Genomic DNA, 11,932 nt, shown 5'->3' with positions numbered 1-11,932 from the left:
TCAGCGCGAGCGCGCGCACGGCCAGAAGAACACCTGCTCGGGGTCGTCCGCATCGAGGTTCTCGATGTGGCCGCTCTCTCTGAACCCGGCTTCTTTCAGCAGCGCGTGCATCGCCGCGTTGGAGCGGTTCGTGGACGTGAAGAGCTTGGGGCGTTCGCAGATCGACTGGAAGTGATCGACGAGCCTCAGGCCGAGCCGCCTGCGGCGAAATGGCTCGCCGACCATGAGCATCTCGATGAAGCCGCAGTCGAAGAAGTGGTGGTGCAGCACGCCGTAGGCGGCGATGTCGCCGTCCACCTCCATCACATGACAGAAGCGATCTTCGATCCAGCCTTGGATCTGCACGGCGCGGCGCGCATCGTGCGCGGCCACGGTGTCGAGGCGCACCAGCGCTTCGAGATCGCTGATGCGGGCGGGCCGGATGTCCAAGTTCATGGATGGCTGCGCGAAGTTCTGGGAGCTTAAGGTGTCCGGGGTTGGTAACCCCTGGACACGGCGCGTAAGTTCTCTGCAAAGGAACTCACGGCTTCTGGATGTTAGGTTGACGAGCCTTACCCCTGGCACTGACTACGCAGTTAGGGCTGCTTGGTTCCCCACCTGACCCGGTTGGCCACTTCACCATGCAGGGAGGCCCGTCAGCCTGCATTCTAACCGCGCGGATTTGCCCCCTTGGCCGGGGCGTGAATCATTTCGACGGCGGATGGGAAACAAGCGTGAAGTGACCCCCGCCGCGCCTTTTAGAATGCCCGCAATGTCTTATCTCGTGCTCGCTCGCAAGTTCCGTCCGAAAACCTTCGGTGAGATGGTCGGTCAGGGGCATGTGGTCCAGGCGCTGGAAAACGCGCTGACGACGCAGCGCCTGCACCACGCCTATCTGTTCACCGGGACGCGGGGCGTGGGCAAGACCACGGTGTCGCGCATCCTGGCCAAGTCGCTCAACTGCCAGGGCCCGGACGGGCAGGGCGGCATCACGGCCACGCCCTGCGGCGTGTGCCAGGCCTGCCAGGACATCGATTCGGGTCGCTTCGTCGACTACACCGAGCTCGACGCGGCCTCCAACCGCGGCGTCGACGAAGTGCAGTCGCTGCTCGAACAGGCGGTCTACAAGCCGGTGCAGGGGCGCTTCAAGGTCTTCATGATCGACGAAGTGCACATGCTCACGAACACCGCGTTCAACGCGATGCTCAAGACGCTCGAGGAGCCGCCCGAGTACCTCAAGTTCGTGCTGGCCACGACCGATCCGCAGAAGGTGCCGGTGACGGTGCTGTCGCGCTGCCTGCAGTTCAACCTGCGGCCGATGGCGCCCGAGACGGTGCTCGAACACCTCACTAGCGTGCTGCAGACCGAACAGGTGCCGGCCGAGCCGCAGGCGCTGCGCCTGCTGGCGCGCGCGGCGCGCGGCTCGATGCGCGACGCGCTCTCGCTCACCGACCAGGCCATCGCCTTCGGCAACGGCGAGCTGCTCGAGACCGGTGTGCGCCAGATGCTCGGCAGCGTCGACCGCGGCCATGTGTTCCGCCTGATCGAAGCGCTGGCACAAGGCGACGGCAAGACCGTCGTCGACACCTCCGAGGCGCTGCGTCGCGACGGCATGTCCGCCGCGTCCACGCTCGAAGAAATGACGGCGGTGCTGCAGGCCATGGCCGTGCTGCAGGCCGTGCCCTCGCGCGCCGAATCGGCCGATGCGGCCACCGACCCCGACGCGGCCGACACGGCGCGCCTGGCGTCGCTGATGCCCGCTGACGAGACGCAGCTGCTGTACAGCCTGTGCCTGCATGGGCGCGGCGAGCTGGGCCTGGCGCCCGACGAGTACGCGGCGCTGACCATGGTGCTGTTGCGGCTGCTGGCCTTCAAGCCCTCCCACGCGGCCGCCTCGACGGCCTCCACGGAAAAAAAAACTCTGAATGACGCCGGTGGCGCCGCGCCGCGGGCTCCCGCGCGCGAAGCTGCCCCGGTTTCCCGGCCTTCGGTGCCCGATCCGACACCTGCTGCCGCGCCTTCGCAACCACCCGCGCAGTCCGCGCCGGCGGGCCAGCGGCTCGCGGTGGTCGATGCCCCGCAGCGCCAGCCCATGCCTCGGCCTGCCCCGCAGGAGGCGTCCGACGCCCCCGCGGCCCATGTGGTCGGCGTGCCGATCCGCGTGCAGCCGCCGCCCGGCCAGCGCGACGTGCCGCGCGAAGAAGAACAGCGCAGCACCTACACCCCGATCCCTCCGAGCGAAGAGGGCGACTTCTGGCATGCCACGGTCATGCAGCTCGTCGCCGCCGAAAGCGTGGCGGCACTGGCGCGCGAGCTGGCGCTGCAGTCGCAGCTGGTGGCCCGCGACACCGACCAGTGGATGCTGCGCATCGAGCGCGAAACCCTCAACCAGCCGTCCAGCCGCGAGAAGCTCACGGCGGCGCTGCAGGGCCTCGGCCACAATGTGAGGCTGGCCATCGAGATCGGCGGCGTGGTCGACAGCCCGGCGCGCCGCAACAAGCAGGCGGCCGACGAGCGCCAGCGGGTGGCCGAGGAAGCCATCCGCAGCGACCCCGAGGTGCAGATGCTGATGCGCGACTTCGATGCGAAGATTGTTCCCGGATCGCTGAAGCCCCTCTGAAGCCGGCGCCGCAGTCGCCGCATTTTTCGACCCGTATTCTTTCCATCACCAACCCATCACAGACAGGACCAACGATGTTCAACAAAGGACAACTGGCCGGCCTCATGAAGCAGGCGCAGGCAATGCAGGACAACCTCAAGAAGGCCCAGGAAGAATTGGCGCACATCGAGGTCGAAGGCGAGTCGGGCGCCGGTCTCGTCAAGGTCGTCATGACCTGCAAGCACGACGTCAAGCGCATCACCATCGACCCCAGCCTGCTGGCCGACGACAAGGACATGCTCGAAGACCTCGTGGCTGCCGCCTTCAACGCCGCCGTGCGCAAGGCTGAAGAAACCAGCGAGCAGAAGATGGGCAAGCTGACGGCCGGCATGCCCGGCCTGCCGCCCGGCATGAAGCTGCCGTTCTAAGCGACGCATGGCAGACGCCAGTTCGCTCGATGCGCTGGTCGATGCGCTGCGCCGGTTGCCCGGTGTCGGCGTCAAGTCGGCCTCGCGCATGGCGTTCCACCTGCTGCAGCACGACCGCGAGGGCGCGCAGCTGCTCGCGCGTGCGTTGCAGCAGGCGGCAGGCCAGGTGCGGCACTGCGAGCTGTGCAACACCTTCACCGAAGCGCCGATCTGCCATGTCTGCATGGACTCGCGGCGCGACGGCACCAAGCTGTGCGTGGTCGAGACGCCGGCCGACCAGGCCGCGCTCGAACGCACGGGCGCCTTTCGCGGCTACTACTTCGTGCTCATGGGCAAGCTCAGCCCGCTCGACGGCATCGGGCCGAAGGACATCGGCCTGCAGAAGCTGTTCGACCGCGCACGCGATGGCACGGTGAGCGAGGTCATCCTCGCAACCAACTTCACCGCCGAAGGCGAGGCCACGGCGCACGTGATCGGCGAGGCGCTCAAGCAGCACGGGCTCACCGTGACGCGCCTGGCGCGCGGCGTGCCGGCCGGCAGCGAGCTCGAGTACGTCGACCTCGGCACCATCGCGCACGCGCTGGTCGATCGCCGCTGACGCGCGGCCTGTTCAAGGCCGCGTTCGTTCTTCCCCTTTGTTGTCGTCACCATGACCTTCTCCCTGCTCACCGTCGCCTACTGGTGCGTGTTCATCGCCTGCGGGCTGCCGTACCTCGCGGCATGGATCGCGAAGGCGGGCAGCTTCGGCGTGCGCGACAACATGCATCCGCGCGACTGGGCCGCCAAGCAAAGCGGCTGGCGCGCACGCGCCAACAGCGCGCAGGCCAACAGCTTCGAAGGCCTGCCGTTCTTCATCGGCGCGGTGCTCATCGCGCACCAGCTCGGCGTGGCGCAGGCGCGGCTCGACATGCTCGCGGTGGCCTACGTCGTGCTGCGCGTGATCTATCTCGCGCTCTACATCCGCGGCGCGCCGAGCGCGCGCAGCGCGGTCTGGGCACTCGCGTTCCTGGTCAATATCGCGATACTTTTTCTGGCGCGATAGCGCCTTGGCGAAGGCTTCTCCAGGAGGCCTTCGTGCTTACGTGAAAACCCGCACGGGATGACCCCGATGCAGGCCCACAGGGCGCACGCCTAAGCTCGATTCAGTTCACCAGAATCACAGAGCCCGCAGGACCGCGCCATGCTTCATCGCAGAACCCTCATCTCCGCCTCCGCAGTCGCTGCCGCAGCGATTGCATTGCCGCGGGTCTTTGCGCAGCAGGCCAAGCTGGAGAAAACCAAGGTCTCGATCGCGGTGGGCGGCAAGGCGGCGTTCTACTACCTGCCGCTCACCATCTCCGAGCAGCTGGGCTACTTCAAGGCCGAAGGGCTCGAAGTGGAAATCTCCGACTTCGCCGGCGGCGCGCGCGCACTGCAAGCGGTGGTGGGTGGCTCGGCCGATGTCTGCTCGGGCGCCTACGAGCACACGATCAACCTGCAGGCCAAGAACCAGTTCTTCCAGGCCTTCGTGCTGCAGGGCCGCGCACCGCAGATCGCGGTGGGCGTGTCGACGAAGAACATGGCGGGCTACACCGGCATCCAGGACCTCAAGGGCAAGAAGATCGGCGTTTCGGCGCCGGGCTCGTCGACGAACATGGTGGCCAACCTCGTGCTCTCGCGCGGCGGCCTCAAGGCCAGCGACGTGAGCTTCATCGGCGTGGGCGTGGCGGCCGGTGCGCTCACAGCGCTGCGCTCGGGCCAGATCGACGCCATCAGCAACACCGACCCGGTGATGACGATGCTCGAGCAAAAGGGCGACGTGAAGATCATCAGCGACACGCGCACGCTCAAGGGCACCGAGCAGGTGTTCGGCGGGCCGATGCCCGCGGCCTGCCTCTACGCGCCGATCGATTTCATCCAGAAGCATCCCAACACCTGCCAGGCGCTGGCCAACGCGATCGTGCGCGGCCTCAAGTGGCTGCAGACGGCGGGGCCGGGCGACATCATCAAGACCGTGCCCGAGACGTATCTGCTCGGCGACCGCGCGCTGTACCTCGCGTCGTTCGACAAGGTGCGCGAGTCCATCGCCACCGACGGCCTCGTGCCGGCCGAAGGGCCGAAGACGGCACTCAACGCCATCGCGAGCTTCGACACCTCGGTCAAGGCCGACAAGATCGACCTCGCCAGGACCTACACCAACGATTTTGCAAAGCGTGCGAAAGACAGGTTCAAAGCCTGATTGCGAACGTTCAGCAACCCGGCTTCGGCCGGGTTTTTTCTTCCGGAGCGCCATGTCCGACTACGCCCTCGAACTCCTTTCCATCCGCTGCACCTTCCTTTCGAAGGACGACCCGGGCCAGCGCTACACGGCGGTGGACGACACCACGCTGCGCATCGGCGCGGGCGAGTTCGTCTCGGTGGTCGGGCCCACGGGCTGCGGCAAGTCGACGCTGCTGAACGTGGGCGCGGGCTTGCTCGAGCCGTCGTCGGGCGGTGTGAAGGTCTTCGGCCAGCCGCTCACGGGCGTGAACAGGCGCGCCGGCTACATGTTCCAGACCGAGGCGCTGATGCCGTGGCGCAGCGCCATCGACAACGTGAAGGTGGGGCTGCAGTACCGCGGCGTGCCCGATGCCGAGGCGCATGCGCAGGCCGAGGCCTGGCTCTCGCGCGTGGGCCTCACGGGCTTCGGCGACCGCTATCCCCACCAGCTCTCGGGCGGCATGCGCAAGCGCGTGGCGCTGGCGCAGACGTTGGTGCTCGACCCCGACATCATCCTCATGGACGAGCCCTTCAGCGCGCTCGACGTGCAGACGCGGCAGCTGATGGAAAACGAAGTGCTCGAACTCTGGAGCGCGAAGAAGAAGGCGGTGCTCTTCATCACGCACGACCTCGACGAAGCGATTGCGATGAGCGACCGCGTGGTGGTGCTGTCGGCCGGCCCGGCGACGCGGCCGATCGGCGAGTTCGTGATCGACCTGCCGCGTCCGCGCGACGTGGCCGAGGTGCGCACGCAGCCGCGCTTCGTGGAGTTGCATCGACAGATCTGGGAGGTGTTGCGCGACGAGGTGCTCAAGGGCTACGCGCAGCAACTGAGGAAGGCCGCATGATGCCGCGCCTCGATGCACGCCATGCGCGCTTCTGGCAGCTCGCGCTGCTGGCCGTGATTCTGGTGCTGTGGCATGTGGCCTCGCGCAACGACCAGATCGCGTTCTTCCTCGGCCAGCCGATCGTGGTGGCGGGGCGCATCTGGAGCTGGTTCCTGCCCTTCGAAGTGCCACCGAACCTGCTCTTTCCCGAAGGCCTGAAGGGCAACGCCGACATCTACCGCCACCTGGGCACGACGCTGCTCGAAACGGTGCTGGCCTTCGGCATCGGCACGGCGCTCGGGCTGGGTTGCGGCCTGTGGCTGGCGCTGGCGCCCACGGCGAGCCTGATCCTCGATCCGTACATCAAGGCCGCCAACTCGATGCCGCGCGTGATCCTCGCGCCGATCTTCGCGCTGTGGTTCGGCCTGGGCATCTGGAGCAAGGTGGCGCTGGCCGTCACGCTGGTGTTCTTCATCGTGTTCTTCAACGTCTACCAGGGCGTGCGCGAAGTGAGCCCGGTGGTGCTGGCCAACGCGAAGATGCTGGGCGCCAACCAGCGGCAGCTGCTGCGCACGGTGTACCTGCCCAGCGCCACGAGCTGGGTGTTCTCCAGCCTGCACACCTCCGTGGGCCTGGCCTTCGTCGGCGCGGTGGTGGGGGAGTACCTGGGGTCGGCGCGCGGCGTGGGCTACCTGATCCTGCAGGCCGAGGGCACCTTCGACGTGAACACGGTGTTCGCGGGCATCGTGGTGCTCACGGCTTTCGCGCTGGCGCTCGACGGGCTCGTGGGGCTGATCGAGAAGCGGCTGATGAAGTGGCAGCCGCGCAGCGGCGAGACAGAGAAGCTCTGAGCCGCGCGTTCAGCGCGTTCAGTGCCTTCAGTGCCTTCAGTGGGTCTGGCGCGTCTCGGTGTTGACCTGCACCAGCGCGCGTCCCGCGAAGAGGCCGCCGGACATCTCGAGCACCAGCCGTTCCTTGTCGCGGCGGCGCAGGTCGTCGATCACCTCGTCGGCTTCCTCGGGCGTGGCGCCTAGCGCGACCACGCCTTGCCGGCCGAAGGCCATCGCCGATTCGAAGGTCTCGCGGATCTGGTAGTCGACGTCGAGCTTGACCAGTTCCACCGCATGCTCGCGGTCGAAGGCGCGCACCATCAGGTGCGCATGCGGGAACTCGGCCTTCACGTGTTCGGCGATGCGCGTGGCCACGGCGCGGTTGTCGATGCACACCATGATCGCGCGGGCGTTGTGCGCGCCCGCCGCATGCAGCACGTCGGCGCGTGCGCCGTCGCCGTAGTACACCTTGAAGCCGAAGTCGGCGGCGTCGCGGATCACCTGCGTGTCGTTGTCGATGATGGAGATGGATGCACCGCGCGCCAGCGCGCCCTGGATCGCGATCTGTCCGAAGCGGCCGAAGCCGATGACGAGCACATTGCCGGCCAGTTCCTCGGCTTTCTCCACGCCCTCCATCGAGGCCTGCGCGGTGGGCGCGAAGCGGCGATGCACCAGCACCACCAACGGCGTGAGCGCCATCGACAGCACGACCACCGCCGTCATGTTGGCGTTGACCGTCGGGCTGATGACCTTGGCGGCGAGCGCCGACGAGAACAGCACGAAGGCGAATTCGCCGCCCTGCGCCATCAGCACGGCGCGGTCGAGCGCATCGGCGGGCGAACTCTTGGCAAGCCGCGCCACGCCGTAGATGCACAGCGCCTTGACCACCATCATCGAGATCACGCCCGCGACGATGAGCTGCCAGTTCTGCGCCACCACCGCGAGGTCGAGCGACATGCCCACGCCGATGAAGAACAGACCCAGCAGCAGCCCGCGGAAGGGTTCGATGTCGGCTTCGAGCTGGTGGCGGAAGGTCGATTCGGACAGCAGCACGCCGGCCAGGAAGGCACCCATGGCCATCGACAGGCCGCCGACCTGCATCAGCAGCGCTGCGCCCAGCACCACGAGCAGTGCCGCGGCCGTCATCACCTCGCGCGCCTTGGAGTTGGCGAGCACGCGGAACAGCGGATTGAGCAGCCAGATGCCGGCTGCCACCAGCGCCGCGAGCGCACCCACGGCAATGCCGATGCCGATCCAGCGCGAAGGTGCAATGGCCTGCTGCGCCGCATCGACCGGTGCGATGAAGGCGACGATGGCCAGCAGCGGCACGATCAGCAGGTCTTCGAAGAGCAGCACGGCGACGATCTTCTGGCCGCGCGGCGCGGCGATGTCGCCACGCTCGCCAAGCAGCTGCATCACGATGGCCGTGGAGGTGAGCACGAAGCCCATCGCACACACGAACGAGACGGCGAGCGGGAAACCGAAGGCCATGCCCACGCCGGTCAGCAGGATGCCGCACACCACCACCTGCAGGCTGCCCAGGCCGAAGATGTCGCGCCGCATGCTCCACAGGTGCGACGGGCGCATCTCGAGCCCGATCACGAAGAGGAACATCACGACGCCGAGTTCGGCCGTGTGAAGGATGGTCTGCGGGTCGGTGAAGAGGCCGAAGCCGAAGGGCCCGATGGCCAGGCCCGCCGCCAGGTAGCCGAGCACGGAGCCCAGCCCGAGCCGCTTGAACAGCGGCACGGCCACGACGGCGGCCCCCAACAGCGTGACGACCTTGATGAGATCGCCCGCGCTTCCTTCGACTGCCATGGCCTGTCCTCCTGATGTCGCTTTTTGGGTCCGGGCCCGGCACCGCCCGCCGGCAGGGCAGGGGTCAGCGCTTGCGCTTGGACGGCGTGCCGCCGCGCGGCTGGCGCACCACCGCCTGCTTGGCGCTGCTGCTGCCGCGTGCGGCGGCCTTCACCGGCGCGCCGCCGCGCTTGGAGGTGGCCACCGCCGCTCCCCGGCCGCGTGCAGGCGCTGCACCCGAGCCGACACGCGCCGCGGGCGTGGCGCGCACCGGCAGGTACACGACCACGCTGTAGCCGCGCTTGAAGGCGTGGTTGGGGTTGACGTCGTTCCAGTCGGCCACGGCTGCGGGCTTGAGGTTGTAGCGGCGCGCGATGCTCGCCACGTTGTCCGAGCGGCCGGCCTTGACGGTGGTGCGGCGCGTGATGATCTCGGGCTGGAAGCTCAGGTGGCCGCCGTCGGCCACGACCGCCGCCACGTCTTCCTTCACGCGCGCGCCGCGCGGCACGATCAGCGTGGAGCCGGCCTTGATGAGCATGCGCGGCGGCACGTTGTTGAGCGCGCGCAGGTCCGACTCGCTCATGCCCGAGCGCTGGGCGGCGTCGGCCACCGTCATCGTGGTGGGCACGACCCAGGCGGTCCAGCTGGCGTACTGGCCCTGCGTGTAGGCGTCGAAGTTGCGCTTGAAGACCGCCGCGTTGTCCCAGGGCAGCAGGATCTCGGAGGTGCCGGCCGCGATGAGCACGGGCTTGTGGGCAGCGGGGTTGAGCGCACGGAAATCCTCGATGCGCACGTCGGCCAGCTTGGCCGCCAGTTCCACGTCGAGGTCGCGCGTGAGCGGCACGGTCTGGAAGTAGGGGTGGTTGGCGATCAGCGGCAGCTCGGCGTTGAAGGCCTGCGGATTGGCCACGATGTTCTTCACGGCCTGCAGCTTGGGCACGTACAGCCGGGTCTCGGCCGGCATGGACAGGTCGCTGTAGGTGGTGGGCAGGCCCAGGCGCTGGTTCTTGGCGATGGCGCGTCCCACGCTGCCTTCGCCCCAGTTGTAGGCGGCCAGCGCGAGCTGCCAGTCGCCGAACATGCCGTAGAGCTTTTGCAGGTAGTCGAGCGCGGCGCGGGTGGAGGCCACCACGTCGCGGCGGTCGTCGCGGAAGATGTTCTGCTTGAGGTCGAAGTCGGTGCCGGTGGCGGGCATGAACTGCCACATGCCGGCGGCGCGCGCGCTGGAGACGGCCTGCGGGTTGAAGGCGCTCTCGATGTACGGCAGCAGCGCCAGCTCGGTCGGCATGTTGCGGCGCTCGAGCTCCTCGACGATGTGGAAGATGTACTTGTTCGAGCGCTCGGTCATGCGCTGGATGTAGTCGGGCCGGCTGGCGTACCACTGCTCGCGGTCGCGCACCAGGTCGCTTTCCAGGTTGGGCATCTTGAAGCCGCGGCGGATGCGGTCCCACATGTCGGCCGGCGGTGCCAGCGTGACCACGCTCTGCGAGCGGGCCTGGCCGCTGGTGAGCGGGCTGAGGTTGCTGTCGCGCGGATAGACCGGGGTGGCGCTGCCCGACGGGCGGGCGCCCGTGCCGCCGGCGGAGGCGCCGGCCTTGGCGTTGGTGGAGGAAGAAGCGCTGTTGTCCGTGCCCGCGCAGCCCGCGAGTACCAGGGAGCCTGCTAGGCAGGTGGCAACGATAAATTTCATCGGAAGTCGTTTTTCCATTGGCGCAGGGCGGCGAACACCTCGGCTTCGGCGGCATCCGCGGAAAGCTCGGCATGGGCCCGCACTGCTCGAAAGACGGTGGCTTCGCGGCTGCGAAGAAAGGGGTTGATCCGGCGTTCGATCGCCAGTTGCGACGGCAGCGTGGGCTGCCCTTGTGCGCGCAGGCTTTCGCAACGCGCGTTGTAGTGAGTGAGTTCGTCGTTGCCGGGTTCCACGGCGCGGGCGAACTTCAGGTTAGCAAGTGTGTATTCGTGCGCACAGCACACGCGCGTGTCGCCGGGCAATGCGGCCAGGGCGTCGAGCGAGGCGAGCATCTGCGCGGGCGTGCCTTCGAACAGGCGGCCGCAGCCGCCGGAGAAAAGGGTGTCGCCGCAGAACAGCACGGGGGCCTGCGCGGCCGAGGCCGGCAGGAAGTACGCAATGTGCCCGGCCGTGTGGCCCGGCACGTCGATGACCTCGAAGCGCAGGCCCAGGGCCTGTGCGATGTCGCCCTGCACCAGCGGTGTGAAGGGCTCGGGGATGCGCTCGCGCGCCGGGCCCCACACCTTCGCGCCCGTGGCCGCATGCAGCGCGGCCACGCCGCCCGTGTGATCGGAGTGGTGGTGCGTGACTAGAATCGCGGCCAGCTGCAGCTTGTGGTGCGCCAACGCATCGAACACCGGTTGGGCATCGCCCGGGTCCACCACGATGGCGTGGTGCCCGTCGTGCAGCATCCAGATGTAGTTGTCAGCAAAAGCGGGCAGCGGAACAAGGGTCATGAGCGGTCAAATTATAGGTTTGCAGGATTGGTTCGCGACCCCCCCCGGTCGCTACCTCCTGGCCTGGGAGCAGGCCCAGTTCGACGAGGCGGTGGCCGATGTTTTCGGTTACCACGCCTTGCAGCTCGGGGCCGCCGAGGTCGACGGGCTGCGCGCCAACCGCATGCCGCACCGCTGGCTGGCCCTGACCGACCCGGTGCGGGCTGGCAAGGCGACGCTGGTGACCGATTTCGCCGCCTTGCCGTTCGCGGCCAACAGCCTCGATCTCGTGGTGCTGCCGCACGCCTTGGAACTCAGTCCCGATCCGCACGCCACGCTGCGCGAGGTCGAGCGGGTGCTGGTGCCCGAGGGGCGGGTGGTGATCTGCGGCCTGAACCCGACCAGCCTGTGGGGCCTGCGGCAGCGCCGCGGGCACCTGTACCGCCGGCTGGGCCTGGGCGAGACCTTCCTGCCCGAGGCCGGCGAGTTCATCGGCTACTGGCGCATGCGCGACTGGCTGCGCCTGTTGAGCTTCGAGGTGGAGTCGGGCCGTTTCGGCATCTACCGGCCGGCGGTGCGCAGCGACGCCTGGCTGGAGCGCTCGCGCTGGATGGACGCCGCCGGCGAGCGTTGGTGGCCGATCTTCGGCGCCGCCTATTTCCTGGTGGCGGTGAAGCGCGTGCGCGGCATGCGCCTGCTGAGCGCCGACTGGCGCCGCAGCGGGGCGCGGGCGACGGCGCCGGTGCCCATCGCGGGCAAGGTGCACCGCAGCAAGCAGTGAACGAACGA

12 protein-coding genes and 1 other RNA gene are annotated in these 11,932 nt (G+C 68.1%); 8 read left to right on the top strand and 5 right to left on the bottom strand.

The genetic code is table 11. From position 1 onward, the window contains the following. A complete protein-coding gene (locus VBO01S_RS08805; protein ID WP_218005387.1) occupies positions 1-435 on the bottom strand; it encodes a GNAT family N-acetyltransferase in 435 nt (144 codons plus the stop codon). A 105-nt stretch (positions 436-540) separates the two neighbouring features. After that, an RNA gene (gene ffs, locus VBO01S_RS08800) (signal recognition particle sRNA small type) lies at positions 541-637 on the bottom strand. 114 nt (positions 638-751) lie between these two features. Here ffs and dnaX point away from each other — a divergent pair. From dnaX to VBO01S_RS08765, 7 genes are all read left to right on the top strand, one after another. Beyond that, entirely contained in the window at positions 752-2,599 is a 1,848-nt protein-coding gene (gene dnaX / locus VBO01S_RS08795; protein ID WP_062473122.1) for a DNA polymerase III subunit gamma/tau, read from the top strand. Between the two features lie 74 nt (positions 2,600-2,673). Next, positions 2,674-3,006, top strand: coding sequence for a YbaB/EbfC family nucleoid-associated protein (locus VBO01S_RS08790; protein ID WP_007836669.1), 333 nt, complete (start codon positions 2,674-2,676; stop codon positions 3,004-3,006). Positions 3,007-3,013: 7 nt separating this feature from the next. Continuing rightward, on the top strand, positions 3,014-3,604 hold the full coding sequence (recR, locus tag VBO01S_RS08785; RefSeq protein ID WP_062473120.1) for a recombination mediator RecR: 591 nt from the start codon (positions 3,014-3,016) through the stop codon (positions 3,602-3,604). 51 nt (positions 3,605-3,655) lie between these two features. Next, positions 3,656-4,048, top strand: coding sequence for an MAPEG family protein (locus VBO01S_RS08780; protein WP_062473118.1), 393 nt, complete (start codon positions 3,656-3,658; stop codon positions 4,046-4,048). Between the two features lie 138 nt (positions 4,049-4,186). Next, positions 4,187-5,224 carry an ABC transporter substrate-binding protein gene (locus tag VBO01S_RS08775; protein WP_062473116.1) on the top strand — a complete coding sequence of 346 codons (1,038 nt, stop codon included), beginning with the start codon at positions 4,187-4,189 and terminating at the stop codon, positions 5,222-5,224. A 52-nt stretch (positions 5,225-5,276) separates the two neighbouring features. After that, on the top strand, positions 5,277-6,092 hold the full coding sequence (locus VBO01S_RS08770) for an ABC transporter ATP-binding protein (RefSeq protein ID WP_062473114.1): 816 nt from the start codon (positions 5,277-5,279) through the stop codon (positions 6,090-6,092). Then, positions 6,089-6,922 carry an ABC transporter permease gene (locus VBO01S_RS08765; RefSeq protein ID WP_062473112.1) on the top strand — a complete coding sequence of 278 codons (834 nt, stop codon included), beginning with the start codon at positions 6,089-6,091 and terminating at the stop codon, positions 6,920-6,922. The genes VBO01S_RS08770 and VBO01S_RS08765 overlap by 4 nt, the downstream gene beginning before the upstream one ends. Before the next feature lie 36 nt (positions 6,923-6,958). Here the strand turns inward: VBO01S_RS08765 and VBO01S_RS08760 are convergent, their stop codons facing one another. From VBO01S_RS08760 to gloB, 3 genes are all read right to left on the bottom strand, one after another. Next, positions 6,959-8,719 (bottom strand): monovalent cation:proton antiporter-2 (CPA2) family protein, encoded by a 1,761-nt coding sequence (locus VBO01S_RS08760; RefSeq protein WP_062473110.1) that lies wholly within the window; start codon positions 8,717-8,719, stop codon positions 6,959-6,961. Positions 8,720-8,783: 64 nt separating this feature from the next. After that, the gene (locus tag VBO01S_RS08755; protein WP_062473109.1) at positions 8,784-10,388 is read right to left on the bottom strand and encodes a transglycosylase SLT domain-containing protein; all 1,605 of its coding nucleotides are present in this window, start codon (positions 10,386-10,388) and stop codon (positions 8,784-8,786) included. Then, complete coding sequence (gene gloB, locus VBO01S_RS08750) at positions 10,385-11,164, bottom strand: hydroxyacylglutathione hydrolase (protein WP_062473107.1); 780 nt, start codon at positions 11,162-11,164, stop codon at positions 10,385-10,387. The genes VBO01S_RS08755 and gloB overlap by 4 nt, the downstream gene beginning before the upstream one ends. Here gloB and VBO01S_RS08745 point away from each other — a divergent pair. Continuing rightward, entirely contained in the window at positions 11,163-11,924 is a 762-nt protein-coding gene (locus VBO01S_RS08745; RefSeq protein ID WP_223301333.1) for a class I SAM-dependent methyltransferase, read from the top strand. The genes gloB and VBO01S_RS08745 overlap by 2 nt on opposite strands. Positions 11,925-11,932: the final 8 nt, after the last annotated feature.

The organism is Variovorax boronicumulans NBRC 103145, from assembly GCF_001591345.1.
GTDB classification, from domain to species: Bacteria; Pseudomonadota; Gammaproteobacteria; order Burkholderiales; family Burkholderiaceae_C; genus Variovorax; species Variovorax boronicumulans.
This window is presented reverse-complemented; position numbering and strand designations above follow the sequence as displayed.

What these genes read in the sequence shown, in the direction of transcription:
- VBO01S_RS08805 (WP_218005387.1), bottom strand. Translation starts at nt 435, where the DNA reads ATGAACTTGGACATCCGGCCCGCCCGCATCAGCGATCTCGAAGCGCTG.
- VBO01S_RS08775 (WP_062473116.1), top strand. Translation starts at nt 4,187, where the DNA reads ATGCTTCATCGCAGAACCCTCATCTCCGCCTCCGCAGTCGCTGCCGCA.
- VBO01S_RS08780 (WP_062473118.1), top strand. Translation starts at nt 3,656, where the DNA reads ATGACCTTCTCCCTGCTCACCGTCGCCTACTGGTGCGTGTTCATCGCC.
- VBO01S_RS08790 (WP_007836669.1), top strand. Translation starts at nt 2,674, where the DNA reads ATGTTCAACAAAGGACAACTGGCCGGCCTCATGAAGCAGGCGCAGGCA.
- VBO01S_RS08770 (WP_062473114.1), top strand. Translation starts at nt 5,277, where the DNA reads ATGTCCGACTACGCCCTCGAACTCCTTTCCATCCGCTGCACCTTCCTT.
- dnaX (WP_062473122.1), top strand. Translation starts at nt 752, where the DNA reads ATGTCTTATCTCGTGCTCGCTCGCAAGTTCCGTCCGAAAACCTTCGGT.
- VBO01S_RS08765 (WP_062473112.1), top strand. Translation starts at nt 6,089, where the DNA reads ATGATGCCGCGCCTCGATGCACGCCATGCGCGCTTCTGGCAGCTCGCG.
- gloB (WP_062473107.1), bottom strand. Translation starts at nt 11,164, where the DNA reads ATGACCCTTGTTCCGCTGCCCGCTTTTGCTGACAACTACATCTGGATG.
- recR (WP_062473120.1), top strand. Translation starts at nt 3,014, where the DNA reads ATGGCAGACGCCAGTTCGCTCGATGCGCTGGTCGATGCGCTGCGCCGG.
- VBO01S_RS08745 (WP_223301333.1), top strand. Translation starts at nt 11,163, where the DNA reads ATGAGCGGTCAAATTATAGGTTTGCAGGATTGGTTCGCGACCCCCCCC.
- VBO01S_RS08760 (WP_062473110.1), bottom strand. Translation starts at nt 8,719, where the DNA reads ATGGCAGTCGAAGGAAGCGCGGGCGATCTCATCAAGGTCGTCACGCTG.
- VBO01S_RS08755 (WP_062473109.1), bottom strand. Translation starts at nt 10,388, where the DNA reads ATGAAATTTATCGTTGCCACCTGCCTAGCAGGCTCCCTGGTACTCGCG.